Source organism: Streptococcus sp. FSL R7-0248, from assembly GCF_037967965.1.
Lineage (GTDB): Bacteria > Bacillota > Bacilli > Lactobacillales > Streptococcaceae > Streptococcus.
Genome location: NZ_CP150201.1, coordinates 2,187,123 through 2,211,521 on the forward strand (window position 1 = coordinate 2,187,123; position 24,399 = coordinate 2,211,521).

A 24,399-nucleotide genomic window follows, 5' to 3' on the forward strand; every position below is an offset into this window, starting at 1 on the left:
TTGAAGCGTAAAAGCACGCAAGCCTAATTATATCATGATTAAAGAATAATGCAAAAAGGTTACCACTAGGCAACCTTTTTTATACTTATTTTTGTGTAAAGCCACTGTAAACCTATTACTCCCAGAACTATTATTGGAATCACTAACGCTACAAATAGCCATCCTGGCTCCTGATAACTTAACACAAGTTTATTCTGTCCTTTTTGTGATGAAACGGTCGGTGTACCAATCGTTGACAAACTATAGTCATCCTTGTCTAGTTCTTTACCATTTAGTGTCAAGATAGAATCTTTATAAACAACTATTGGTAGATTCAGTTCCTCCCCTTCAGCAGCTGGCCAAGTTAATACAAGATAACCATCTTCTACTAGCTTTTCTGCCTTCTGATTCGTAACGATATTTTTATAATAAAGATCGTAAGTATTCTGCTCACCTATTTTCCCATAAATCGGTACGTAATCTGGTGTGGGTTTGACAACTAAATTTAAAAACTGTGACAAGTCACTGTCATTCATGGTAAGACTTATCGTCTGGTAATCTCCTTCAACGTAAGTATGTTTAACAATGGAAATAAGTTCACCATCTTGTGCCGCAGTTTTTACACGATCGGTAGTATCCATCATATTCTGAATAAGACCAACGCCCGCAAAGGCAAAGAGTAAAACAGCAATACTTTTTCGCCAGTTTACAAATCGCGTGACCGTTAACCCTGTAATTGCTAAAAGTAAAATAGTCGCAGGAACAAAAAATCTAAATGGAAATTGAATCAATTCAGCAAATGTATTTCCATTTTCTACTAGATACTGCCATGGAAAAAGACCTGTCGATAAGAAGAAAAAGATAAAATAAATAAAATGCAGTATTTTTTTCCATTTAGCAAATTTCTTCCAATTCAAAACAGCGTAAATAAACTGTAAAATGAGTAACACCATTAAGGAAATTGGGGTATATAGCCAGTATCTTGCCGTTCCATCTATCCCATTCTTACCTATTTCTCTATTTATAAATGGATCTAAAAGGTGATTAGTCCCTCTCAAATATAGGAGTACTAACCAGATATTGACAGTCAGTAAGAGGAACAGAATGACTGCTATAACGACTTGCACGAAGGTTTCCTTTTTCTTTGCGATAGGAGACTTTACAAAAGTGTAAAGATAAAAAGGAAGATACATCATCACTAGCATCAAAGCACTAAGTACGTGAACCTGAAAAATCAATGCCATAGATAAGGCAAGTCTAATTGGTTCTACTTTTTGATAAAAGACATAGTGAATTGCTGGAATAAAACAAAAAGGTAGTAAAGCTGCTCCCCAACTAGAGAACCCCTGACGCATCGTCCAGTATTGAATAGAGAATGTTGTCGCATAAAGTAAACCTAGTGACAAGGCAATTGTTGTCTTAACTTTACACTGCTTGAGCAAAGCATACATTGAGGACTCAGACAGTATATGTAGTAATACCCTTGACACAATCTGATAACGAAACCAAGTGCCACTTATTAAAACAAGCCCTCCTTGTAAATAGGCAAAAAAAGGACCGTAAAGAGCATTGACAATGCGGCCTGACTGTTGGAATCCATATAAAGATAAAAAGTAAGAAAGGTTACCATTTTTTAGTTGCATAGCAGCTTCATAGAATCTGTTATAGTGAAAGATGGAATCTGAACCTAAAATGACTTTTCTTGTAAATAGTTGTGGTGTAACCAATAACACAGCAAAAGCTATAATAATAAGAGAAACCCACAACTTTTCTCTTGATTTAAAAATTTGTTTCATTGCTATACCTTTCATTCCTATTATAACAAAAAGCTCTATAAAACATATTAACCACATCCAAATTAAAAAGCTGAGAGTATGCTCCCAACTTCTATTAATATTAGTAATTCCAAGCTGACAAACCTTGTGCGTTATAGGCATTCAAGGCTGATTGAATTTGATCCTCAACCGTTGCAGTAGAGCCCCATCCAGGCATTGTCTGAAAAAGACCTGATGCACCTGAACCATTTGCTGCAGTATGGTCACCATTTGACTCACGCGCAATAATTGACTCCCAAGTTGACTGAGGAACACCAGTAGCAGCTGCCATCTGTGCCGCTGCATAAGAACCAACTTCTCCTGCAGTGTTACCATTTGAGAGAACAACTGACCCACTACCACTTGCAGCAGCCGAAGGAGCTGTCCCAGTATTTTGAGTCGACGTAGTATCAGTACTCGTTGTAGCAGTGCTTGTAGTAGCAGTATCTGACTGAGACTTTTCAGCTGCTTCTACCGCTTCTCCTGTTGTTTCTGACTGAGGCTTACTTTCTTCAACCTTTTCTTTATTAGCCTTATTATCTTTACTTGAGCTAATTTCTGTTGATTTTACTAAATCTGCTGTCGATTCTGACGTTGTTGATGCTGTTGAAGGCGCTGGAGTAACAGAATCTGAAAATGCATTAACCAACCCTTTATTAATTAGTGTAGACAGTGATACTGCCAAAATGACAATAAAACTTGTTACAATTGCTACTGGTACCGCCAATGATTTCTTCGCTGCAAATTTAATACGGCGTCCCTTATAACTTTTTTTAAACATAAATCCCTCCTAGTTAATTCTAGTTACATTCATCATAACCTAGTAATATTACTGCCGATTATTTGTATTATGTCTAATGTTACAATTATTTATCAATTTAATAAAAAAATGCCAAAAATCTGGCATTTTTCCCTTATTTGTATGAGGTTTTACTAGTTTTCCTCATAAGTCAGTAATAATGATTTAGTACCAACCATTAGCATTCCAGAAAGCAAGAGCTGCAGTCCATGAACCATAACGGCTTGCTACATAATTATCTGCTACTTTCTCTTGATTTTCAGGAGACAAGTCTCCATTCAAATATGATGATGCTAATTGGTAACGTCCATAATATTGCCCATTTTGAGCTGTATAGCTACCGCTTGACTCACGTTGTGCAATTTCTTCTTTGGCAGCTGCCTCTGAAGAAGAAAGATTTGTATTGGTTGCTTGAGTATCTTCACTTTGTGTAGACTCTGTTGATTGTGTTGATTCAGCAGTTGCTTCTGTTGCTTCTGTTGTAACTGAAGGTTCTGTAGTTTCTTCAGTAGTTTCATTAATTGTTAAGTTTTGACCAATAGAAATCTTATTGGCATCTTGAATACTGTTTTTTGAAACGATTTCATCTACAGTCGTACCATTCTTCTTAGCAATAGCTGAAAGGGTATCGCCTTTTTGAACTGTGTAAGTTTCTGCATTAGCTAAGGCTGTTGCTCCAAGTGTTGCTACTGTAACAAGTCCAAAAAGACCTAATTTTTTAGTGTTAGATGTATTCTTTTTTTGCATGATGATGCTCCTTTATCTATTTATAGTCCAATCCATATTAGTCAAAGATATTAAGTTATTTTATTGTTTATGACTAATGGGTAAATCAACTGGCTTATTCTATATAGGGATTTTTCAATCCAGATTAAGCTGAAGAACTATAACCATGTATCTATGATACCTTGGAAATATAACATCCCCTTGTTAGGGATATTAAAAATATTACAAGTAGGTTGGGATTAGACGAAAAAAGAACGCCTACGTGGGCGTCCATCTAAAATTTCTAGGTCTTAAGACCTAGTTTTTATTTATCTCAACGAATTAACTCTTAAGATAAAAAAGCATTAATCCTAAAGCTAAAATAGCAATAATTGATAAGGTATCTCGACTATTCCATGAAAGTCGACGATATTTTGTTCGTCCTTCACCACCTTGATAGCCTCGTGCTTCCATAGCAATCGCCAGAGCATCTGCTCGTTTAAAGCTTGATGCAAACAAAGGAATTAAAATAGGTATTATTGACCGTACTTTCTGAATAATATTTCCTTCACCAAAGTCAACACCACGCGCCTTTTGAGCATTCATAATACGAGTCGTATCATCCATCAAAGTTGGTACAAAACGTAGACTCAAAGATAGCATTAAACCAATTTCATGTGCTGGCACTTTGAAAACAGTAAGTGGTTTTAAAAGTGATTCAACTGCATCAGATAAACTTAAAGGTGTTGTCGTTAGAGTAAGTAGGGTAGAAAAACTAATAATGAGGATAAATCTAAGAAATATCATCCAACCTTGATTTAAACCGACTTCCGTAATCTTTAAAAAGCCGATAGACCAAAGCACACTCCCTTTTGTATTGAAGAAAACTTGAAATAGGGTAGAAAATAAAATAATCCAAATCATTGGTTTAATTCCACCTAAAAAGAAACCAAGTTTTATTTTAGACAAGAAAACCAAGAAAAGTGTAAATAAAGTTATTACAGCATAAGTTAAGGGATTATTAGCCCAAAAGATAATAACAATATAAATCAGCATGGCTAATAATTTACTTCTAGGATCTAATCGGTGTATAAAAGAGTCCCCAACAATATAACGTCCAATAATTAACTTATCCATGCGACACCACCTCTACGAATTCCTCGATTGTAATAGGGAGAGTTTCAAATCGATAACCTTTTTCTTGTAGCTGTAGTGCAAACTCTGTAATTTTAGGAACACCTAATTGTTTTTCTTTAAGAAAAGTAACCTTTTGAAAAACATCTTTAGGAGCTCCCGAAAATACCAGTTGCCCTTTTTCCATAACATTCACAGCTGTCGCATAATCGGCAACATCATCCATCAAGTGAGTGACTAAAACAATCGTCATTCCAGAAAGATGTAACTCCTTAAAGAGAGACATCAATTCCTTCCGTCCCTGTGGGTCTAGACCGGCAGTCGGTTCATCCAGCACTAGAATATCTGGTTGCATAGCTAGAATCCCTGCAATGGCAACACGTCGCATTTGCCCTCCTGATAAATCAAAAGGATTCTGTCTATGAAATTCTTCCGGGAGTCCAACTAATTTTAGACTTTCAATAGCACGTTGTTCTGCTTCTTCCTTAGAAACTCCGAAATTTTGAGGTCCAAAGGCAACATCTTCTAAAACAGTCTCTGCAAATAACTGACTTTCTGGAAATTGAAAAACTAAACCTACATTCTTACGAATTGGTTTTATGTCCTTGTTCTTTGATTGACTGGTTATGATAGTATCATCAACTTGAACCTGACCACTAGTTGGTAAATAGAGGCCATTCAAGAGCTGCATAATAGTAGATTTACCACTTCCTGTATGTCCAATAAAGGCTGTATATGAACCATCTTTTATCGTCGTTGTCAATTCAAAAAGGGCACGCCCCTCAAAAGGAGTACCCGCTTGATAGATATAACTTACATTTTCGAGAGAGATTCCCATAATTGTTCTACCAATTCCTTTTCTGTCAGATAGTCTTCACACTCTATCAGACCTTTATTTCTTAGCTTTTGAGTTAATAATGCACTAAAAGGGATATCCAAACCTAAGTCAATTAACTCTGTGCCTCTACTAAATAGTTCACGAGGACTTGAAACAGACTCCACTTTACCTTTTTTCAAAACCAAAACACGGTCACTCAAAGCGACCTCATCTAGATCATGAGTAATTGATAAAACAGTCATTCCGTATTCTTTACGAATAGCTTTAATAGATTGAATCAATTCCTGGCGACCTTCTGGGTCCAGCATGCTAGTTGCCTCATCCAAAATCAAAATTGATGGTCTCATAGCTACAATACCTGCGATAGCCACACGTTGTTTTTGACCTCCAGATAATCTAGCTGGCTCTCTATCCTTAAATTCTGACATTCCTACAAATTCCAGAGCCTCTTGAACTCTTGAAGCCATTTCTTCATAGGGAACACCTTTATTTTCAAGACCAAAAGCAACATCGTCTTCAACAGTCGCCCCAACAAATTGATTATCTGGATTTTGAAAGACCATGCCAATCTTATCACGAATATCCCAGACATTCTCTTCTGTTAATTCTTGACCATCAACGATAATCTGCCCAGACTCTGCCACTAATAGTCCGTCAATAAGACGTGCTGTCGTGGATTTTCCAGAACCATTATGCCCTACAATGGATAGCCACTCCCCACGTTTCACGTGAAACGATACATCATCAAGAATATAGGATGGTTGATCTTGATGATATTTAAATTTTAAATTTTTTATTTCAATCATTTGTTTATCGTACTACTTGAAAGTATCCTTAAATAAGAAACCTGCACCTTTGAAATAATCATAGCCTGAGTAAATTGTAAAGAACAAAGCGATATAAAGCATAATTGTTCCAATAAAATGCAAATGACACAATAATAGAATGATAGATAACATCTGAGTCACTGTCTTAATCTTACCAGGCATAGCTGCAGCGAGAACTGTACCACCGTTTTCCACTAATAAAAGACGAAGACCTGTGACTGCAAGCTCACGACAGATAATAACTGAAACCACCCAGGCTGGCGCTTGATCAATACCGACTAACATAATAAATGCTGACATCACTAGCATCTTATCTGCCAATGGATCTGCAAATTTCCCGAAATTAGTAACAACATGCCATTTTCGTGCCAAATAGCCATCTAAATAATCTGTAATACTGGCAATAGCAAAGACAACCGCCGCAGCAATATGCATAACATTACTTGACGCAAGTGATGTCATCAGTAAAAAGATAGGAATCAAAACAATTCTAGCAAGTGTCAATAAATTAGGTAAATTTTCTTTTTTAAACATTTCTTCTCGATTCTATTGGATTCTTAATGTGAGGTAGCTAGGTGTATTTTTATCTAATTGAGATAAATCAAGTGACTCCCCATTTACCTTTAGAGTTACTTTTGAAGATTGAGCAATAATAATTTGAGTTGGTTTCGTTTTATCAGAAAAATCTAAAGAGTATTTTGAATTTTTCGTTTTTGAAAGGAGGTAACTCTCTGAAGTCTCTGAATTATCTACTGAAAACCAGGTGTCATCATTATTTTCTGATAACTCTACATCTAAAACTACTGAAGAATTTACATTGGAGAAATCAACCATTAGCTGATTTCCTTGAGTTGTCGTTGTTACATTTGCCCCCGAAACGGTAACCTCAGAAATGCTTCGTGACGATTTAGCCTTACTAGCCGTTGATAGATGATTAACTGTAGAGATAGTATTCGGTTTTATCACCTGAGGTTGATTAGAAAGATGTCTAATAATAATATAACCTACTGAACAAATGATAAGTAACGAAACCGCACTAAGAATTAGTAAAGGTAGATAGTTAGACTTTCTTTTTTCTTCACGTTTATGCTTTAAAAAGCGTGACATAGGTGCTTTGGTAGCTATGCTTTCTTCCTTACGTTCAACTGGTTTCTTTTCTTTTTTTAGTTTTTGCTCGCTCTGTCTCTGCTCCTCAAACAGACGCTTTCCATCTAAACCAACCGAAGTGGCATACTTTTCAAGCGCTTCTTGCTGAATGTCCTCTGGCAAAGCTTTAAGTTGATCCATTTCCATAGCCAGAAGAAACTGAGCTTCTACTCCAGAAATTTTTTCTACATCATATAAACTTAATTCTTTCTTTATACGTGCTGCACGTAATTGCTCACCTAGAGAGTGTAACTTCATTTTTCCCCTTTCTAATATTCTTCTTTGTTTTCGTGTCTCTATTATAGCAAATAATCACTTATTTAGGGAAGACAACAAAATCGGTAATCTCTATATTTGAGAGATAATGATTCAAAAAATCCTTCAAATCCTTGGAAGTAATGCTCATCAGTTCCTGACCAAAATCAAAGTATGTTTTATCATTCTCAAAATAAGCTAAATACTGACTTCCTAAATTCTGGATATTGTCTAGACTACGTAAAAATTCACCATAGAAAGCTTTCTTTTGCAAATCCAATGCCTCATCCGTCAACAGTCTTTTTTTATCTGCCGACGTCATCACTTGACGAATTAAGCTTGACATACGGATAGGTTCTGCAGTGTCCATAGTCATAATGACAAATGAATATCGATTAGATACCTCATATTCAATTGATACAGACTCGTCTATTTTTCCTTCAGCATACCAATTTTGATAATAAGGAGACGTCCAGCCAAACAGTAAATTAAACAACAACTGTACCAGTATGTTTTCTCTCATACGATTATCAGTAAAAGGAACACTCTTAAAACCAATGGCTAGCTTTGAGATGAAAATCTCCATTTGAAGACTATCTAATTTTTGGATATCTGACTCAATGGGGTTCTTTTCTTTTTCAACTATTCTCTCAGGTAGTGTAAACCCGCTTTGTTTTTCATTGACAAAAGTGTAAACATCTTCAACATCAAAATCACCTACCAAGACGAGATGACAGTTTGCTGGCCTGTAAAAGCAGTCAAAATTATCTTTCAAGTCATTTACAGTAATTTTTTCAATACTATCAACACTTCCAGCAATGTCTTGTCCTAATATAGTATTAGGATACAAACTTTGCAAACAACCCAGATATACTCTATAATCAGGATCATCCTGATACATATTTATTTCTTGTTCAATAATTCTTTTTTCATGATTGACAGCATCTTCAGAACTTGTAAACTTTGATGTAAACTTTAATAAAAGTTCTAAAGACTCCTCAAAGTGGTCAAGGGTAGAGAAATAATATGTTGTCTTATCCAAGGTTGTAAAAGCATTGACATCAGCTCCAAGCTTGACAAAATCCAATGTCACATCCCTTCCCTGTTCATCCTCAAATAGCTTGTGTTCTAGAAAATGAGCAATACCTGCAGGGTAAGATTGTAACTCACCATCAATATAAAAGTGATTATCTAGCGCCCCAAAATTCGTTGACAGAAAGGCGGCTTTTTCTAAAAATCCTTTTTTCTTAATAATTGATAAAGACATACCATTATCTAAAATTGCTGAATAAACTTCTTCATCAATTTTTTGATAATAACGTTTCTTCAAAGCAGCCATTCTAAGACACTCCTTCTAAAAAGAACAAACTCTGTAGCTTAACTTGACGCGCTACACGGCAAACATCTTTTTTAGTAACCTTCTCAATCTCATCTAACCAATTCTCTAATGAAAGACTTTTATCGCCAAAAATCACCTTATTAAAACGTTGTTCCACCAATGTTAAGGCATGATCTTCAGAGAGTAGGGCATTCATTCGTATGATTTTTTTGGTTTGATTCAGGAGAGAACTTGAAAAACGTCCTAATTTAATGTAATTCAATTCTCTACTAATTCCTCGCATAGCCTGATTTCTATTAGATTTTTCAATTCCAGCGTAAACTTCTAGTAAACCTGTAAAGACATCAAATTGACTACTAATTGAATAAGCCAATCCTTCCTTTTCTCGAAGCGTTGTAAATAAAGCAGAGTGGGCAAATTCACCAAACATGGCATTGAATACAATTAAAGCAAAGTAATCTTTATCTCCATATTGACATGAAAATTGGTACCCTAATTGTAAAATAGATTGACTACTCTGTCTAGGTTCTATCTTTTCTTTCACCACATTGACATAAGGTTGACTATAGCTAAACTGTAAATCAACTTGACGTCCCTCCAAAGGAAAACGATGTAAACCTTGGAGTACTTGATAATCATCAAATTCTCCAACCATAAAGATATCAATACGATCTCTTGTCAACATACTTTGAAATTCTTGATAAGCTGTAAACGAAGTCTCGGCTTCAACAAGTTCTGCTTGACCATATTTGGGAACTTTCAAGCCCTCATTTACAAAATAAAGCTCTCTTCCTTTAACTTCACTGTAATAGTAATTATTCTCTGTGTCAACATCAAGGTAGGTCTTTAAATTTTGTTTCTCTATATCAAATACTCTATTTTGGTATTGAGCTACTCTTGATGGTGGCTTGTAAAGACACTCTTTCAAAAATCCTAGAACTTCCCAAAATAATCCATTATTCGTAGGGATAAAGGCATCCTTCAGGTATGTCAACTCTATGTCAACACTATGTGTCAACCCTTTAGTTAACACTCTAGTTGACAACTGTGTTCCATAAAGAGAAGCTAATCTCTCTTTAAAAGACTGTACTGTTGGATACGTCTGATTGGCTGTAGCCAACATTTGTGAAACCAGAGCTCGTTTAGCAATTGTTTGTTTATTCAAAGAACCTGTCATTCGAAAAACAATACGATTAGTTTTATATTTTTGTGTTGGAATGAAGTGTACATAGACACCATCAGCAATTTTCATTGATAACCTCTAAAAAGTTTATGCTTCCAATTATACCATTTTTATGCTATCTTATCTCAAGAGAAAGTTGAGGTACTATGGAATATAAATTATTTGATGAATACATCACACTGCAGGCACTTTTAAAAGAATTAAGTATCATTCATAGTGGCGGAGCTATTAAAGGTTTTTTAGCTAACAATACCGTTTTATTCAATGGTGAAGATGAAAAACGTCGTGGAAAAAAACTTCGTTATGGAGATGTTATTACCATTCCGTCTGAGAAACTTGAAATAACGATTGTAGCTCCTACAACAAATGAAATTGAAGAGCATCAAAAAGAAGTCGCTGAAAAAGCACGTGTTGCTGCCATTGTAAAAAAAATGAATCAGGATAATAAAAAGAAACAAAAGGCACATCCGTCAAAAGAAGGCAATAAAACTAAACGAAAACCCGTTCGTTTCCCAGGAACCTAACTATGTGGCTCGAAAATATTGATATTCAACACTTTAGAAATTATACTGAAGCCTCTGTGAGCTTCTCACCTCATCTCAATATTTTTCTTGGTCGCAATGCTCAAGGAAAAACAAATATTCTTGAGGCCATCTATTTTCTAGCATTGACACGTAGTCATCGGACCCGTTCAGATAAGGAACTGATTCAATTTCAGCAAAATACTCTCAAACTGAACGGCATCGTGCATCGTCATAGTGGAAAGCTACCTCTGGAAATCAGTTTATCTAATAAAGGCCGCATAACAAAGGTCAACCACCTCAAACAAGCTAAATTATCCGATTATATCGGTCACATGACAGTGGTACTCTTTGCTCCTGAGGATTTACAACTTGTAAAGGGATCTCCAAGCCTAAGACGTAAATTTATAGATATTGATTTAGGACAGATTAAGCCTGTTTACCTTTCAGACCTATCAAGTTATAATCATGTACTCAAGCAACGTAATGCCTATCTCAAATCTACTGACAATGTAGACATTAATTTTCTCTCCGTGTTAGATGAACAGCTTTCCGATTTTGGAGCACGCGTTATCGAACATAGACTAGAATTTATCAAGCAATTAGAGGAAGAGGCAGATAGACATCATAGTAATCTCTCAAATCAGATAGAACGCCTTAAAATCTCCTACGAATCTAATATCCCATTCGGGAATAACAAAGTTATTCGTGAATCATTTTTAACCACGTTAAAGCAAAATCGCAAAAGGGATATCTTCAAAAAGAACACTGGTGTTGGTCCACATAGGGATGATTTAACATTTTACATTAATGACATGAACGCATCTTTCGGCAGTCAGGGGCAACAACGTAGTCTCATTCTTTCTTTAAAAATGGCTGAGATTGCTCTGATAAAAAAAGTAACAGGTGAATTTCCAATTCTTCTCCTCGATGATGTCATGAGTGAGCTTGACAATCACCGTCAACTCAAACTGTTAGAAAGTATTGACGAAGAGGTTCAAACCTTCATGACGACAACTTCACTTGATCATCTGAGTAACCTACCACCCGATTTAAAGACCTTCTTAGTCAAGAATGGTATTATTTGTGAAAAACAAGTCGATTAAGCGACTTGTTTTTCTGTTTTCTGTGCTTTACATATATGACAAGTGATGTTAAAAAAGTGTAAACAAAAACTCACCCAAACCCTTTATTGACAATTTTGTTTGTGTAAATATATTGTAAACCCACTGTAAAAACCAATGTAAAAACCAATGTAAAGAAAAAGTACTTACCTGAAGTAAGTACTTTTATGTTTTTTTAATGAGCTGAGTAGTTAGGCGCCTCGTTTGTAATTTGAACATCGTGAGGGTGACTTTCAATAAGTCCTGCACCTGACATTTCAACAAACTGAGCTTTGTCATGTAAAGCCTGGATATCTTCTGCACCTGTATAACCCATACCTGCACGGATACCGCCAATCAATTGGAATACGATATCAGCAGCAGAACCCTTATAAGCTACACGGCCTTCAATTCCTTCTGGAACAAGTTTATTCGCTTCATTAACTGCACCTTGGAAGTAACGATCGCTTGATCCCTTCTTCATCGCTGCAATTGATCCCATACCACGGTAAGATTTGTATTTACGACCTTGGAAAATCTCAGTTTCACCTGGTGCTTCATCAGTACCAGCAAACATAGAACCAAGCATTACAGCATTACCACCTGCTGCAAGAGCTTTTACAATATCACCTGAGTATTTGATACCGCCATCAGCAATGATTGTTTTTCCGTATTCACGCGCAACACTAGCTGCATCGTAAATAGCAGTGACTTGAGGAACACCTACACCCGCAACCACACGTGTTGTGCAAATAGAACCTGGTCCGATACCTACTTTAACAACATCGACACCTGCTTCATAAAGTGCACGCGCACCTTCAGCTGTTGCGATATTTCCTGCAATCAAAGTACGGTCTGGGAAGTGGGCACGAATTTCAGCAATTTTACGAAGAACGCCTGCTGAATGACCATGTGCAGTATCAATGACAATAGCATCTGCGCCTGCTTCAAAAAGAGCTTCTGCACGTTCAAAGGTATCAGAAGTAACACCTACAGCACCTGCTACCAAAAGACGACCGAACTCATCCTTAGCTGCATTAGGAAACTCAATAACTTTTTCGATATCCTTAATAGTAATAAGTCCTGATAAACGACCTTCTTCATCAACTAGAGGTAGCTTTTCAATACGATGCTCATGAAGAATACTTTCAGCTGTTTCAAGATCTGTTTCAACTGGAGCAGTGACCAATTTCTCAGAAGTCATGTGTTCTGAAATTGGAGTATCGTAATTAGAGATAAAACGCATATCACGGTTTGTGATAATACCAACCAATTTACGATTTTCAAGTGTCTCAACAATTGGAACCCCTGAGATACGGTAACGCTGCATCAACTCTTCAGCTTCAGCAACTTTATTTTCAGGCGTTAGGAAGAATGGATCAATGATGACACCATTTTCAGAGCGCTTTACTTTTCGAACTTCTTCAGCTTGTTCCGCAATAGACATGTTTTTGTGAATGACACCCAAACCACCTGCACGAGCAATTGAGATAGCCATCTTACTATCTGTGACCGTATCCATGGCTGCAGTGATAATTGGGATATTTAATGTCAAATTTTTAGCCAATTTCGTCTTCAAGTTGACGTTGTTTGGTAGAACATGACTTTCCGCAGGAATAAGCAATACGTCATCAAAAGTGTAACCTTTTTTCAAGAATTTAGTGTCCCAATTTGACATTATAATCGTCCTCTTTTCTCAAAGTTTTGAGGTACAAAAACCCCAGCCTATTTTTTAATTGTTAATATCATATCATGCTAAAATGATTTGTCAACAGATTTCGCATAAGATTCTAAGAAAACCTTTTTCCAAATAAAAATAGGGCTCCAGATTATCTTGAGTCCCTACTTTTTATTTCTTAGAAATACTTAATTCCCATCGCTTCTTTTACTTCCGCCAATGTTTGTCCAGCAACTTCACGCGCTGCTTGACTACCTTTTTCAAGCATACGGAAAACTTCTCCCATATCCTTGGCATATTCTAAACGACGTTCACGAATTGGAGCCAACTCACGTTCTAAGATTTCTAGAAGATAACGTTTTGTCTTCACATCTCCTAAACCACCTCGTTGATAATGTTCTTTCATTTCAGCAATTGTAGTAGCATCCTCTTCGCGACCAAAGATATCAAGATAATGGAAAACCATATTACCTTCAATTTGGCCTGGATCTTCCACACGAATATGATTTGGATCCGTATACATGCTCATGACTTTTTTACGAACAGTGTCCTCATCATCTGAAAGGAAGATACCATTACCCAAGGATTTTGACATCTTAGCATTTCCGTCTAGACCTGGAAGGCGTCCTGCAGCTTCATTTTTAGGGTAGATTCCCTCTGGCTCAACCAAAATATCACAATGATAAGTATGATTGAAGCTACGTGCAATTTCACGTGTCTGCTCAATCATTGGCTTTTGGTCATTACCTACAGGAACATAATTTGCTTTAAAGGCCGTGATATCAGCTGCCTGAGAAATTGGATAAACTAGAAAGCCTGTTGGAATAGATTCTCCGAAGCCTTTTTGAGCAATTTCCGTCTTAACTGTCGGGTTACGCTCTAAACGTGCCAATGAAACTAGGTTCATGTAATACATAGTCAACTCAGCCAACTCAGGAATCTGACTTTGAATGAAAATAGTCGACTTCGTTGGATCCAAACCTACAGAGAGATAATCTAAAGCAACATTCCCAATTGATTCTTTGATAATCTCTGACTCTTTGGCGTGATCCGTAAGGGCTTGCTGATCAGCCAAAAAGACAAACATGTTATATTTATCTTCGTTTTGTAAAAGGACACGATTTTTTAAACTACCAACATAGTGTCCTAGATGAAGTTTCCCTGTTGGACGGTCTCCCGTCAAAATAATAGGTTTCGTCATATAATTACCTCTCTAATACAAAAAAAATCCCCACGCAAAAACATGCGTGAGGGCGTTAATCACTTTTGATACGCGGTACCACCTCAGTTGATAACTCTTTCTGAAGCTATCATCTCAAACCTTCTCAACAAAGAAGTTGCACGATAAGGGGTGCCAAACCTAACGTTTATGTGTTCACGTTAACCGTCAATTCTCTTCAGCCCATTCATTCCACCTTCATACTGGTTTTCAGCAACCACCAGCTCTCTATAAAAAAGGAAAGAATTACTCTTCTGATGACTATTATTCTACATTGTTTTATCTATTCTTGTCAAGATTATGTTTCTAGTTTCACGTGAAACACAACCTTAGATACAACCAAAATAGTCAATACTTGACGGAAACTTAAAAAGACTTGATAATAAGAATATCATTTCTAGGAGATAATATATGAAACGTCGAATAATAGATATACTTTTAGTTACAATCGGTTCTTTTATAGCTTCGGTTGGCTATAACTCACTTTTAGTTAAGAATAATATTGCCTCGGGTGGTGTCGGAGGGCTAGCCATTAGTTTAAACGCCCTTTTTGGTTGGAACAATGCTAACTTCGTCTTAGCAACCACCATCCCTTTGTTAATTTTATGTTGGTGCTTTCTTGGTCGCGAAGTTCTCCTAAAAACCTTCTATGGATCTCTTATCTTCCCAACTTTTATTAAATTAACCGAGGGCTTACCTACACTCACCAAACAACCTTTGTTGGCTGCTATTTTTGGTGGGATTGTATTAGGGTTAGGACTAGGAATAGTCTTTTATGGAAATTCCTCAACTGGGGGAACTGGAATTATCACACAAATTCTCCACAAGTATACGCCACTCCCACTAGGAATGGTACTACTTATTGTTGATGGAATCATTGTCGCAATCAGTGCTATTGCCTTTCCACCTGATACTGTTATGTACTCCATTCTCTCACTTGGAGTTGTTTCTCTTACAATTGATAAAATGATGGTCGGACTCAATTCATCACGAAATCTTCTAATCATTTCGCAAAATAGTGAACAAATCCTAAAATACATCACTAGAGTGGCTGATAGAGGTGCAACAAAAATTCCAGTTCTTGGTGGACATACTGGACATGCACAAAATATGATTATGACTACCTTGTCAACTCATGAGGTTCCAAAAGTTCAAGAAGAAATCCAAAAAATAGATGAAACTGCCTTTATCGTCATTGTTCCTGCTTCTACAGTTATGGGGCGTGGATTTAGCCTCCAAAAAGATTACCAAAGAGTTCCAAATGACTTTATTAATCCCTTATAAAATCGATTGAAATAAAGTCTAATTTCTCGTAAAATAGTAGTTAAGAATAAAAATAAAGGATATTATATGCTTACTGTATCGGATGTATCGCTTCGTTTTAGCGATCGTAAACTTTTTGATGATGTTAATATTGCCTTCACGCCAGGTAATACTTACGGTCTTATCGGTGCCAATGGTGCTGGTAAATCTACTTTTTTGAAAATTTTAGCTGGTGATATCGAACCAACAACAGGACATATCTCTCTTGGTCCTGATGAGCGTCTTTCTGTTCTTCGTCAGAACCACTTTGACTATGAAGATGAACGCGTCATTGATGTTGTTATCATGGGGAATGAACGCCTCTACGATATTATGAAAGAAAAAGATGCCATCTACATGAAGGAAGATTTTTCAGATGAAGATGGTGTCCGTGCTGCTGAATTAGAAGGACTCTTTGCTGAATTGGGTGGTTGGGAAGCTGAAAGCGAAGCCTCACAATTGCTTCAGAACCTAAATATCTCAGAAGACCTTCACTATCAAAACATGAGTGAATTGGCTAATGGTGACAAGGTGAAGGTGCTCCTTGCAAAAGCACTCTTTGGTAAACCTGATGTACTACTTCTTGACGAACCTACCAACGGTCTTGATATCCAGTCAATCTCATGGCTTGAAGATTTCTTGATTGATTTTGAAAATACGGTCATTGTCGTATCCCATGACCGTCACTTCTTGAATAAGGTGTGTACGCATATGGCCGACCTTGACTTTGGTAAAATCAAACTCTATGTCGGTAACTATGACTTCTGGAAACAATCTTCAGAATTAGCTGCACGCTTGCAGGCTGACCGTAATGCAAAAGCAGAAGAAAAAATCAAAGAACTTCAAGAATTCGTTGCACGTTTCTCTGCCAACGCTTCAAAATCTAAACAAGCGACTTCTCGTAAGAAAATGCTTGATAAAATTGAACTAGAAGAAATCGTCCCATCAAGTCGTAAATACCCATTCATCAATTTTAAAGCAGAGCGTGAAATCGGTAATGACCTTCTAACAGTTGAAAATCTCACTGTTAAGATGGATGGTGAGACTATTCTTGATAACATTAGTTTCATCTTGCGACCAGGAGATAAGACTGCCATCATCGGTCAAAACGATATTCAAACAACTGCATTAATTCGTGCTCTTGCCGATGATATTGACTACGAAGGTACAATCAAATGGGGTGTTACTACTAGCCGCTCTTACCTTCCAAAAGATAATTCTAAAGACTTTGCATCCGGTGAATCAATTCTCGAATGGCTCCGTCAATTTGCCGAAAAAGGTGAAGATGATGATACCTTCTTGCGTGGATTCCTTGGACGTATGCTCTTCTCAGGAGATGAGGTTAATAAATCTGTTAGTGTTCTCTCAGGGGGAGAAAAGGTACGTGTCATGCTTTCTAAGCTCATGCTTTTGAAATCTAACGTCCTTCTTCTAGATGATCCTACTAATCACTTGGATTTGGAATCAATCTCAAGTCTGAATGATGGTGTCCGTGACTTCAAAGAGTCTGTTATCTTTGCCAGTCATGACCATGAATTTATCCAAACAATAGCGAACCACATCGTAGTCGTTTCTAAAAATGGGGTTATTGACCGTATTGATGAAACTTATGATGAATTCCTTGAAAATGAAGAAGTGCAAGCTAAAGTCAAAGCACTATGGGCTGATTAAACTATAAAAAGATGCAGGTTGGGATATCCCAACCTGTCTTAGTATCATTATGACAAATAAAAAATACCATACGACTTTATTATTTTATCTGGCTGCCTTTTTCTTGCCAGTACTAATCATGATAGGTGTGCTGTATAGCCAAAAAATCTATCCTGGTAGTGAGCGGACTATTTTAACAAGTGATGGTTTTCATCAGTATGTGATTTTTGCAACTGGACTTAGGAATATACTTCATGGAGATGGAAGCCTCTTTTACACCTTTACAAGTGGGCTAGGTCTTAATTTCTATGCTCTAACAAGCTATTACTTAGGTTCCTTCTTGTCTCCACTTTACTATTTCTTTACTGTCAACCAAATGGCCGATGCTTTTTATTATATAACACTGCTTAAGTTTGGTCTTATTGGGCTCTCAGGAGCTTTTAGCTTTAAGCGTCTCTTTACAAAAGTGTCAAGAAGTTTCATCCTATGTCTTTCTACAGGATTTGCTTTGATGAGCTTTGCTACCAGTCAGTTAGAAATTAACACCTGGCTAGATGCCTTTATTCTAGCACCTCTAATTATATTAGGTTTACACCTCTTACTAAGATTCAATAGACGGGGCTTATACTTTTTTAGTCTAACCTGCCTTTTTATCCAAAACTACTATTTTGGATATATGATGGCTATTTTCCTAACCCTTTACACCATAGTACAATTGATAACTATCAAGGGGTGGAAGAGTAAGATTCTTCATTTCATAGACTTTGGAATTGTCTCTATACTAGCTGGTTTAAGTAGTGCTGTCATGCTGCTGCCAACGCTACTTGACTTGACAACACATGGTGAAAAGTTTACAGTTGCGTCAAGTTTGTTGACAGAGCCCACCTATTATTTTGACTTCTTTGCGAAAAATCTCGTTGGAGTTTACGATACTACTAAATTCGGATCAATCCCTATGATTTATGTGGGAATCTTACCTTTGATTCTTTTTCTACTTTTCTTTATTAGTAGGGAAATCCAGCTATCATTACGTCTAGGTTACCTCTTACTAGTAGCTTTCTTTATCGCTAGTTTCTACTTACAGCCTCTTGATTTGTTTTGGCAAGGAATGCATGCACCCAACATGTTTCTCCATCGCTATTCTTGGCTACTATCTCTCCTAATTGTTCTTTTGGCAGGAGAAACACTCAACCGAATTAGAAAGTTTTCTTTTAAAAGACTCCTCCTATCTTTCTTAGGATTGAGTACCGCTTACTTACTAACTTGGATTTTCCAATCTCACTATAGCTTTATTGAATCAGTCTCCTGGCTATTAAGTCTAGCATTTCTCCTAGCCTATGCTATTCTATTTACTAGCTATTTTAGACAGCAAATTCCTGGGAGTGTTTTTCGCTGTTTCACCTTCTTATTCTGCATTTTTGAGCTTACATTAAGTACTTACTATGTTGTTGGAGCTCTTGGAAATGAGTGGGTATTCCCAACTCATGAAGGCTATCTGCGAAATATGTCTGCCATTACAAAACTAGTTTCAAAAACTAAGCAAGCAAATAAAACTTTTTACCGTACTGAAAGGTTAGAGGCTCAAACTGGTAACGACAGTATGAAATTCAATTATAATGGTATTTCTCAGTTTTCATCCATTCGAAATACCGCTTCAAGCTCAACACTCGATAGGTTAGGCTTCAAATCTGAAGGGACTAATTTAAACCTACGTTACCAAAATAACACCATTATCGCTGATAGTCTCTTCGGAATAAAATATAATTTATCGAACTTTGACCTTAATAAGTATGGTTTTAATCACGTAACTTCTGAGAAAACAATAGGACTTTATCAAAATAATAATGCAAGTCAGCTTGCTATCTTAACTGATGGCATTTACAATAATATTGACTTCACTGTCAATACGCTTGACAATCAAACTAGCTTGCTGAATACTCTCTCTGGACTTAACTTAACCTATTTTAAACGAGCTCCATCTCAACTGTTTGATAAGGATGCTAGATCTTTGAATCAGCGCGTGGCTAAAAACGTTAGCAACTCGAATAAAGATTTTGTAACAATCACCTATCAAGTTATTGCTCCACCACATAGTCAACTCCATGTTAGTATTCCTAATATTTCTTGGTCTGATGACAATAACCACTCTCTGTCAATTACTGTAAACGGTATGACAAAGAATCAAGTTACTGATAATACCTTTGATTTCTTTGACCTTGGCTACTTTGAAACAGAATCAATGGTTACCATCAAACTTAGTTTCCCTGGCAATAAAGCAATATCCTTTGATAATCCTAGTTTTTATGCCCTTGATACTCAAAACTATCAGATAGCTATGGATACTATTAATGAACGTGATAGCAAGGTTACTACGTCAAAAAATAAAGTGTTCGTTGATTATAGCAGTAAAACGAATGCCTCACTATTCTTTACCATTCCATATGATAAGGGATGGACAGCGACCGTAAATCATAAAAAAGTTAAGATTCAACGAGCCCAAAAGGGGTTCATGAAAGTCGATGTCCCTAGTGGAAAAGGAAAAGTTGTTCTAACCTTTATTCCCTATGGACTTAAGACAGGTTCATTGATTAGTCTATTGGCAAGTATCATATTTTGTTGCTACGCTTACTTCATCAGAAAAACAACTATTATTCAAAAAAGCTGATTATCTTAAATTAAATAGGTCTGGAACAAGTGTTCCAGACCTATTTAACTTTGGGTACAAAAAAACTCAAGCTATACAACTTGAGGTGTCTTATCACTCCGCCAGTAGGACTCGAACCTACGACATCATGATTAACAGTCATGCGCTACTACCAACTGAGCTATGGCGGATAAAACTGCTAAGTAGCAAAAATAGTCCGTACGGGATTCGAACCCGTGTTACCGCCGTGAAAAGGCGGTGTCTTAACCCCTTGACCAACGGACCAAGTTCTGAGATTTTTATCTCATTAATACTCTTATTATTATATCAGAGTATTCGATTTTGTCTATACTTTTTTTCAAAAAAAATATTAAATTTTGCTAAATTTATTCGAATTTTACGTTAGTTTTTATCTTGCTTTTACAAAGTATTGACATGTTGCTATATATTTTGTAAACTAATAGAGTTATTGGTCCCATAGCTCAGCTGGATAGAGCATTCGCCTTCTAAGCGAACGGTCGCAGGTTCGAATCCTGCTGGGATCAGATAAAAAAACGCATTCTAGAATCTCTAGTTGCGTTTTTCTTTTGCCTCAATAAATAAGAAATAATTTAAAACAAACAAGGGAAGCAAAGTCGTATATAGGCTGTATTCATGTAAATATTGAGCAAACCAAGTTGAGGCTGCGACTCCTACCATGAATGTAAAGATGATAATAGTTGTATAAGAAGCTTGTTTAAGCGCTTTGGCATCACCCTCGTCAATAGCCCTAGCAATGGTTAAAGAAGTATTAGTAATATTACCAGTCATCATAAAGGAAGCATAATTTACACCTCTGACTCGCTTAAAAATACCTACTTGAAGAGAGGCGAAGAATGCCAAGCCTGCAATCGTAATAGTAGAATCAACGTATGGTGTAATAATTGCAAGAATAGTCATCAAGAGAAGGGCAAGTCTAATCGCTTGCAAATGCCATCCCCACTTATGGTTAATGAGCCACTTCTTAACAAAAAAAACAAAAAACTGACCTAAAACAAAGAAAAAGATAGGTATTACATAGCTAAAAGCTCTTGCAATATGCCCCTCAACAAGGTGAATGACCAAATAGAGGAGATTGCCTGTCTGGATACTTGCAAATCGACCGTCTTGAGTATTGTAAGTATAGGCATCAATGAAGCCTCCTATATAACTAACTAGAGTTGCTACTCGTAATCCTTCAAAAACACGATAGGAGCGTTTTTTCATTCTGAACATGTCTGTTTCCTTTTTTCTACTTATGATAAGGACTTCCCTGCTGAATCATGAATGCACGATAAATTTGTTCTACTAATACAAGGCGCATAAGCTGATGAGGGAATGTTAAGAGACCAAAACTCATCAATCGATTAGCTCTCTTTTTTACTGTTGGAGAGAGTCCCAAACTGCCCCCTATAATAAAAGTAATATCTGAATAGCCTCTAAGGGTTACTTGCTCTAACTCTTTAGCAAATTGTTCCGAGGGAAATTGTTTTCCTTCAATAGCTAAGGCAATGACATAATCACGATCACCTACTTTAGCCAAGATACGCTGTCCTTCTTTGTCTAGGATAGCTTTATTTTCAGCTTCACTTGCATTATCTGGCGTCTTTTCATCCGTTAATTCTATAGATTCAAATTTTGTGAAGCGTCCTAGTCGTTTGACATACTCCGCAATGCCATCTTTCAAATATTTTTCTTTCAGTTTTCCAACGGTAATCAATTTAACTTTCATAGGCTTATTATAGCACATATCCACAATCTTTTAACACCTTATCCACACCTTTTTCGTGTCAAGCATCTAGAGTTATCCTTATAAAATCGCTTTTTATCTACACTTTTTGAAACTTATCCACAGACTGTTGATAACTGTTTTTTAAAATCACTTTATGATATAATTAAGCTTACTTTGATATGTTTATCAAAAAGGAGGACTAAACGTGAAAAAATTTAACTGGAAAAAAATAGTAGCGCCAATTGCAATGCTTGTTATTGGCTTACTAGGTGGTCTACTAGGTGCCTTTATCCTATTAACAGCAGCAGGGGTATCTTTTACCAATACAACAGATACAGGTGTTAAAACAGCTAAGACCGTATACAACAATACAACAGATACAACTAAGGCCGTTAAGAAAGTACAAAATGCCGTTGTTTCTGTCATCAATTACCAAGAAGGCTCATCTTCAGATTCCCTAAATGAACTTTATGGTCGTATTTTTGGTGGAGATGATAGTTCTGATTCTAGCCAAGACAAATCAAAAGATTCTGATGGATTGCAAGTCGCTGGTGAAGGTTCCGGTGTTATCTATAAAAAAGATGGGAAAGAGGCCTACATCGTAACCAACAACCACGTTGTTGATGGTGCTAAAAAACTTGAAATCATGCTTTCAGATGGATCAAAAATTACTGGTGAACTCGTTGGTAAAGATACTTACTCTGACCTAGCAGTTGTCAAAGTTTCTTCAGATAAAATAAAAACCGTCGCAGAATTTGCAGATTCAAACTCCCTCACAGTTGGTGAAAAGGCAATTGCTATCGGTAGCCCACTTGGTACCGAATACGCCAACTCAGTAACAGAGGGAATCGTATCTAGCCTTAGCCGTACCGTAACTATGCAAAACGACAATGGTGAAACTGTCTCAACAAATGCTATCCAAACAGATGCTGCCATTAACCCTGGTAACTCTGGTGGTGCCTTAGTCAATATTGAAGGACAAGTTATCGGTATTAACTCAAGTAAGATTTCATCAACGTCAGCAGTCGCTGGTAGTGCCGTTGAAGGTATGGGATTCGCCATTCCATCAAACGATGTTGTCGAAATCATTAATCAATTGGAAAAAGACGGTAAAGTTACACGCCCAGCCCTAGGAATCTCAATGGCCGATCTTAATAGCCTTTCTAGCAGTGCAACTTCTAAATTAGATTTACCAGATGAAGTTAAATCTGGAGTTGTTGTCGGTAGCGTTCAAAAAGGTATGCCAGCTGACGGTAAACTTCAAGAAAATGATGTTATTACTGAAATTGACGGTAAGGAAATCAGCTCAAAAACTGATATTCAAACCAATCTTTACAGCCATAGTATCGGAGATACAATCAAGGTAACCTTCTATCGTGGTAAAGAGAAGAAAACTGAAGAACTTAAATTAACAAAATCTACAGAAGACTTATCTGACTAAGTCATTGACAAATCTGTCAAAAGACCTTTACAATAATGTAAAGGTCTTTTTTGGAAAGGAATAACATGCAAGAACAACTCAAAGCTTTACCTATTAGTGAAATCTACCCAAATCCTTTTCAACCTCGTATAGAATTCTCTGATGAAGAATTAGCAGAACTGAGCCAATCAATCGCTGAAAATGGACTGATACAGCCAATCATTGTCCGAAAATCGGACATTATTGGTTATGAACTAATTGCTGGGGAAAGACGTTTACGTGCCTGTAAACGTCTGGGAATGACAGAAATCCCTGCAGTCGTAAAGGAAGTCTCAGATCAAGAGAGTCGTAAACAAGCTATTATTGAAAATTTACAACGCTCGAATCTCAATCCTATTGAAGAAGCAAAGGCCTATCGTAGTTTAATTAATGAGTTAGCTTACAGTCACGAGGAACTGGCAAAAGCTATGGGGAAATCCAGGCCCTATATCAGTAACGCTCTCAGACTCCTCCAACTTCCCAAAGAGATACAGACAAGTATCGAAAATGGCAAACTGAGTCAAGGACATGCTAGAGCGCTTTTATCTGTTGAGGATACCCAAAAGCAATTAACTATCTATCATCAGGTGCTTACTGAAAAATGGTCCGTTCGTACTCTGGAAAAAAGACTTCAAGAACTTCCTAAAAAACAAAAATCAAAAAAAGATATTCACTTAAAAGATAAAGAAAAAGAACTAGAAAAATCACTTGGTCTCCCCGTTACTCTTCGTTATCACAAAAATCACTCTGGAACTATTCAGATCCACTTTTCGACGGAGGAAGATTTTAACAGAATTATCAACAAGCTAATTTGACCTGTGAATTGATGAGAAAAAAGAAACAAACTTATCCACATCATAAAAATGTTGCCCTCCCTTTATTTTAGAGGGTTTCTTTTTTTATTCACAACTTGTGGATAACTCTTGTGCACAATGTGAATTGTCTTTTTTTTCGCTGTGGATAACTCGAAAAACTTTTATCTTCTGACCTGTGGAAAACTTTTTTGTTTTATGATAGAATCAGAGAACAAGAATAAAGAAGGAGAATTGATGGA

The 24,399-nt window shown here is 36.7% G+C and carries 21 protein-coding genes, 3 tRNA genes and 1 other annotated feature; of the genes, 8 read left to right on the plus strand and 16 right to left on the minus strand.

The annotated features are described in order from the left end of the window. Positions 1–65 precede the first annotated feature (65 nt). The 10 genes from NYE32_RS10265 to NYE32_RS10310 all read right to left on the minus strand — a co-directional run bounded on the left by NYE32_RS10265 (position 66) and on the right by NYE32_RS10310 (position 10,088). Positions 66–1,775, minus strand: a complete 1,710-nt coding sequence (locus NYE32_RS10265) for a hypothetical protein (RefSeq protein ID WP_073689287.1) — start codon at positions 1,773–1,775, stop codon at positions 66–68. Positions 1,776–1,875: 100 nt separating this feature from the next. Continuing rightward, on the minus strand, positions 1,876–2,574 hold the full coding sequence (locus NYE32_RS10270) for a transglycosylase SLT domain-containing protein (protein ID WP_073689266.1): 699 nt from the start codon (positions 2,572–2,574) through the stop codon (positions 1,876–1,878). A gap of 183 nt (positions 2,575–2,757) precedes the next feature. Next, a complete protein-coding gene (locus tag NYE32_RS10275) occupies positions 2,758–3,339 on the minus strand; it encodes a LysM domain-containing protein (protein ID WP_073689265.1) in 582 nt (193 codons plus the stop codon). A gap of 300 nt (positions 3,340–3,639) precedes the next feature. Beyond that, complete coding sequence (locus NYE32_RS10280) at positions 3,640–4,434, minus strand: energy-coupling factor transporter transmembrane protein EcfT (RefSeq protein ID WP_002892171.1); 795 nt, start codon at positions 4,432–4,434, stop codon at positions 3,640–3,642. Continuing rightward, entirely contained in the window at positions 4,427–5,269 is an 843-nt protein-coding gene (locus NYE32_RS10285; protein ID WP_073689264.1) for an energy-coupling factor transporter ATPase, read from the minus strand. The genes NYE32_RS10280 and NYE32_RS10285 overlap by 8 nt, the downstream gene beginning before the upstream one ends. Further along, positions 5,245–6,075, minus strand: a complete 831-nt coding sequence (locus NYE32_RS10290; protein ID WP_073689263.1) for an energy-coupling factor ABC transporter ATP-binding protein — start codon at positions 6,073–6,075, stop codon at positions 5,245–5,247. Before NYE32_RS10290 ends, NYE32_RS10285 begins: the two co-directional genes overlap by 25 nt. Before the next feature lie 12 nt (positions 6,076–6,087). Beyond that, positions 6,088–6,630 (minus strand): CDP-diacylglycerol--glycerol-3-phosphate 3-phosphatidyltransferase, encoded by a 543-nt coding sequence (gene pgsA / locus NYE32_RS10295; RefSeq protein WP_002892178.1) that lies wholly within the window; start codon positions 6,628–6,630, stop codon positions 6,088–6,090. Between the two features lie 12 nt (positions 6,631–6,642). Next, positions 6,643–7,500, minus strand: a complete 858-nt coding sequence (locus tag NYE32_RS10300) for a RodZ domain-containing protein (protein WP_073689262.1) — start codon at positions 7,498–7,500, stop codon at positions 6,643–6,645. 58 nt (positions 7,501–7,558) lie between these two features. Beyond that, complete coding sequence (locus NYE32_RS10305; protein WP_073689261.1) at positions 7,559–8,836, minus strand: pitrilysin family protein; 1,278 nt, start codon at positions 8,834–8,836, stop codon at positions 7,559–7,561. A gap of 1 nt (position 8,837) precedes the next feature. Then, positions 8,838–10,088, minus strand: coding sequence for a pitrilysin family protein (locus NYE32_RS10310; RefSeq protein WP_156685138.1), 1,251 nt, complete (start codon positions 10,086–10,088; stop codon positions 8,838–8,840). A gap of 77 nt (positions 10,089–10,165) precedes the next feature. On the opposite strand from NYE32_RS10310, the gene yaaA reads away from it, so the two are divergent. Together yaaA and recF are read left to right on the plus strand one after the other, a co-directional pair. Next, complete coding sequence (gene yaaA / locus NYE32_RS10315) at positions 10,166–10,543, plus strand: S4 domain-containing protein YaaA (RefSeq protein ID WP_037599372.1); 378 nt, start codon at positions 10,166–10,168, stop codon at positions 10,541–10,543. A gap of 2 nt (positions 10,544–10,545) precedes the next feature. Beyond that, positions 10,546–11,646, plus strand: coding sequence for a DNA replication/repair protein RecF (recF, locus tag NYE32_RS10320; RefSeq protein WP_037599373.1), 1,101 nt, complete (start codon positions 10,546–10,548; stop codon positions 11,644–11,646). Positions 11,647–11,839: 193 nt separating this feature from the next. On the opposite strand, the gene guaB is transcribed toward recF, so the two are convergent. Further along, on the minus strand, positions 11,840–13,321 hold the full coding sequence (gene guaB / locus NYE32_RS10325; RefSeq protein WP_021144763.1) for an IMP dehydrogenase: 1,482 nt from the start codon (positions 13,319–13,321) through the stop codon (positions 11,840–11,842). Between the two features lie 178 nt (positions 13,322–13,499). Further along, positions 13,500–14,522: a tryptophan--tRNA ligase gene (gene trpS / locus NYE32_RS10330; protein WP_037599375.1), complete on the minus strand. Its 1,023-nt coding sequence runs from the start codon at positions 14,520–14,522 to the stop codon at positions 13,500–13,502. 45 nt (positions 14,523–14,567) lie between these two features. Next, positions 14,568–14,807: a binding site (T-box leader), on the minus strand. Positions 14,808–14,951: 144 nt separating this feature from the next. Between trpS and NYE32_RS10335 the strand changes: the two genes are divergently transcribed. The 3 genes from NYE32_RS10335 to NYE32_RS10345 all read left to right on the plus strand — a co-directional run bounded on the left by NYE32_RS10335 (position 14,952) and on the right by NYE32_RS10345 (position 20,157). After that, on the plus strand, positions 14,952–15,824 hold the full coding sequence (locus NYE32_RS10335; protein WP_049545979.1) for a YitT family protein: 873 nt from the start codon (positions 14,952–14,954) through the stop codon (positions 15,822–15,824). A 66-nt stretch (positions 15,825–15,890) separates the two neighbouring features. Then, on the plus strand, positions 15,891–17,513 hold the full coding sequence (locus tag NYE32_RS10340; protein WP_037602413.1) for an ATP-binding cassette domain-containing protein: 1,623 nt from the start codon (positions 15,891–15,893) through the stop codon (positions 17,511–17,513). Between the two features lie 49 nt (positions 17,514–17,562). Next, positions 17,563–20,157 carry a YfhO family protein gene (locus NYE32_RS10345; RefSeq protein ID WP_156685137.1) on the plus strand — a complete coding sequence of 865 codons (2,595 nt, stop codon included), beginning with the start codon at positions 17,563–17,565 and terminating at the stop codon, positions 20,155–20,157. Positions 20,158–20,253: 96 nt separating this feature from the next. On the opposite strand, the gene NYE32_RS10350 is transcribed toward NYE32_RS10345, so the two are convergent. Then, a tRNA-Asn gene (locus NYE32_RS10350) sits at positions 20,254–20,327 on the minus strand. 22 nt (positions 20,328–20,349) lie between these two features. Continuing rightward, positions 20,350–20,421, minus strand: a tRNA-Glu gene (locus tag NYE32_RS10355). A gap of 186 nt (positions 20,422–20,607) precedes the next feature. Between NYE32_RS10355 and NYE32_RS10360 the strand changes: the two genes are divergently transcribed. After that, positions 20,608–20,681 (plus strand) — tRNA-Arg (locus NYE32_RS10360). 25 nt (positions 20,682–20,706) lie between these two features. On the opposite strand, the gene NYE32_RS10365 is transcribed toward NYE32_RS10360, so the two are convergent. Together NYE32_RS10365 and rlmH are read right to left on the minus strand one after the other, a co-directional pair. Next, positions 20,707–21,390: a YoaK family protein gene (locus NYE32_RS10365; protein WP_002892206.1), complete on the minus strand. Its 684-nt coding sequence runs from the start codon at positions 21,388–21,390 to the stop codon at positions 20,707–20,709. Positions 21,391–21,406: 16 nt separating this feature from the next. After that, entirely contained in the window at positions 21,407–21,886 is a 480-nt protein-coding gene (rlmH, locus tag NYE32_RS10370) for a 23S rRNA (pseudouridine(1915)-N(3))-methyltransferase RlmH (protein WP_037598563.1), read from the minus strand. Between the two features lie 205 nt (positions 21,887–22,091). On the opposite strand from rlmH, the gene NYE32_RS10375 reads away from it, so the two are divergent. Beyond that, positions 22,092–23,327: a trypsin-like peptidase domain-containing protein gene (locus NYE32_RS10375; protein ID WP_002892211.1), complete on the plus strand. Its 1,236-nt coding sequence runs from the start codon at positions 22,092–22,094 to the stop codon at positions 23,325–23,327. Between the two features lie 65 nt (positions 23,328–23,392). Beyond that, a complete protein-coding gene (locus NYE32_RS10380; protein WP_037599381.1) occupies positions 23,393–24,160 on the plus strand; it encodes a ParB/RepB/Spo0J family partition protein in 768 nt (255 codons plus the stop codon). Positions 24,161–24,399: the final 239 nt, after the last annotated feature.